The 1,977-nt window shown below is 40.8% G+C and carries 3 protein-coding genes and 1 riboswitch; of the genes, 2 read left to right on the forward strand and 1 reads right to left on the reverse strand.

The features are described 5' to 3' along the window. Positions 1–157: 157 nt before the first annotated feature. The gene (locus B3209_RS02415) at positions 158–283 is read right to left on the reverse strand and encodes a hypothetical protein (protein ID WP_296663918.1); all 126 of its coding nucleotides are present in this window, start codon (positions 281–283) and stop codon (positions 158–160) included. A 29-nt stretch (positions 284–312) separates the two neighbouring features. Beyond that, positions 313–423: riboswitch (TPP riboswitch) on the forward strand. Between the two features lie 49 nt (positions 424–472). On the opposite strand from B3209_RS02415, the gene thiM reads away from it, so the two are divergent. Together thiM and thiE are read left to right on the forward strand one after the other, a co-directional pair. Further along, positions 473–1,291, forward strand: coding sequence for a hydroxyethylthiazole kinase (gene thiM / locus B3209_RS02420; RefSeq protein ID WP_296663921.1), 819 nt, complete (start codon positions 473–475; stop codon positions 1,289–1,291). Then, positions 1,278–1,934: a thiamine phosphate synthase gene (thiE, locus tag B3209_RS02425; RefSeq protein WP_296663924.1), complete on the forward strand. Its 657-nt coding sequence runs from the start codon at positions 1,278–1,280 to the stop codon at positions 1,932–1,934. The genes thiM and thiE overlap by 14 nt, the downstream gene beginning before the upstream one ends. Positions 1,935–1,977 lie beyond the last annotated feature (43 nt).

The following is a 1,977-nucleotide window of genomic DNA, read 5'->3' on the forward strand; positions in this document are numbered from 1 at the left end:
TAAACATCGCAGTGCCGTAGCATGGGAATGACACTTAAATTACTGTTCTTATCAAAACTCGACATTTGGGCAATTTAAGTAAAGTTTTCGCGAAGGAACGGTTCTTGGGACAAAAACACTCTGATTGTTGCGACCGCATGAGCGGGCAATTCTATAGTTACTTTGCAACAATCAGCGTGTAGCGCATTATTGCGTGATTTTGAACCAGGAAATCGTGACTGAAAGCCAGCTTTATGCTGAATGCATTTACAATGCGTTTGCCCTGATAATGACAGTAAAACATATTGAAATTATCCGCAATTTTTTTATAATAGCTAATGCACGGGGAGCTTGCTCAAAGCTTGCTGAGAGTAGGATGTATTCCTTGACCCGCAAACCTGATTTGGATAATGCCAACGTAGGGACTTGCTAAAAACAAACCTCTTTAAATTCAGCGTTGAATTATTCAAATGAACTTTTTAAAGAGGCCGATATGTTTAAAGAATGTCTTGATTCAGTAAGAAAAAATTCCCCGCTCATCCACAACATCACAAATTATGTAACAGTCAACGATGTTGCAAACGCAATTCTCGCAATGGGAGCAAGTCCGATAATGGCTGATGAAAAAAAAGAAGCCGCAGAAATAACTTCAATTTGCAGCGGTCTGAACATAAACATCGGAACGCTCAACCGCAACACAATAAGAGCCATGTTTGCAGCCGGAAAAAAAGCGCAGAGCCTGAGCCACAAAATTCTGTTAGATCCAGTTGGAGCCGGAGCAAGCACGCTTAGAACAAAAACAGCCCTTTCACTTATAAGCAAAATCAACTTTGACGTAATCCGCGGAAATATTTCAGAAATAAAAACTCTTGCAACCGGAAGCGGAAAAACAAAAGGCGTGGACGCAAACATTGAAGATGCAGTTTCAGAAAGCAACCTTGAAGCCGCTATTGCATTTGCAAAAAATTTCGCGGAAAGACAAAACTGCGTTGTCGCAATCACAGGCGCAATCGATTTAGTTTCAGACAGAAAAAAATGCTTTGTCATCAGAAACGGCAAACCGCAGATGGGGCGCATAACGGGAACTGGATGCCAGCTAAGCGGAATTATGACAGCTTTTATTTGCGCAGGAAAAAACACACTTGAATCTAGCGCGGCGGCAGTTTGTGCAATGGGACTTGCCGGTGAAATCGCATGGAAAAAAATGCAGGAAGGCGACGGAAATTCAACTTACAGAAACAAAATCATAGACGCGCTTTTCAACATGACAGGAGAAGAACTTGAAGCAGGCGCAAAATATGAAATCCGCTGAACTAAAAAATTCTCTTTTGCTTTATGCCGTTACAGACAGAGCTTGGCTTGGAAAAAATTTCTGCTGCGAAACTTTATGCGATGCTGTTTTGCAGGCAATCGAAGGCGGCGCAACTTTGGTTCAACTTAGGGAAAAAGAACTTTCAGAAAAAGAATTTTTAGACGAAGCATTCAGCATAAAAGAAATTTGCACTTCAAAAAAAATTCCTTTAATCATAAATGACAATGTGAAAATCGCAAAAGAAACAGACGCTTTCGGAGTTCACATCGGGCAAAGCGACATGGAATTAAAGGAAGCAAGAAAAATTTTAGGCGCAAAAAAAATAATCGGAGTTTCGTGCCAGACAGTTGAACAAGCTTTGCAGGCAGAAAAAAACGGAGCGGACTATCTTGGAGTTGGAGCAGTTTTTTCAACATCCACAAAAACGGATGCAGACAATGTTCCGCTTTCAACTCTAAAAGATATTTGCCAGTCTGTAAAAATTCCTGTTGTCGCAATAGGAGGAATTTCTCTGCAAAACATGAGCCAGCTTAAAGGCAGCGGAATCGCAGGAGTTTCAGTTATAAGCGCAATTTTCGCACAGCAAGAAATCAAAAGCGCAACAAAAGAACTCAAGGCTTTAGCAAAAAAACTAATAGACTGAAATATTTTATTGTCATTCCCGTGCTACGGCACTGCGATGTTTA

Source organism: Treponema sp. UBA6852 (assembly GCA_002449305.1).
In the GTDB taxonomy this organism is placed as follows: domain Bacteria; phylum Spirochaetota; class Spirochaetia; order Treponematales; family Treponemataceae; genus Treponema_D.

Bases quoted from the DNA above. Each gene is read 5' to 3' on its own strand.
- thiE (WP_296663924.1), top strand. From the start codon at position 1,278: ATGAAATCCGCTGAACTAAAAAATTCTCTTTTGCTTTATGCCGTTACA.
- B3209_RS02415 (WP_296663918.1), bottom strand. From the start codon at position 283: ATGTTTTACTGTCATTATCAGGGCAAACGCATTGTAAATGCATTCAGC.
- thiM (WP_296663921.1), top strand. From the start codon at position 473: ATGTTTAAAGAATGTCTTGATTCAGTAAGAAAAAATTCCCCGCTCATC.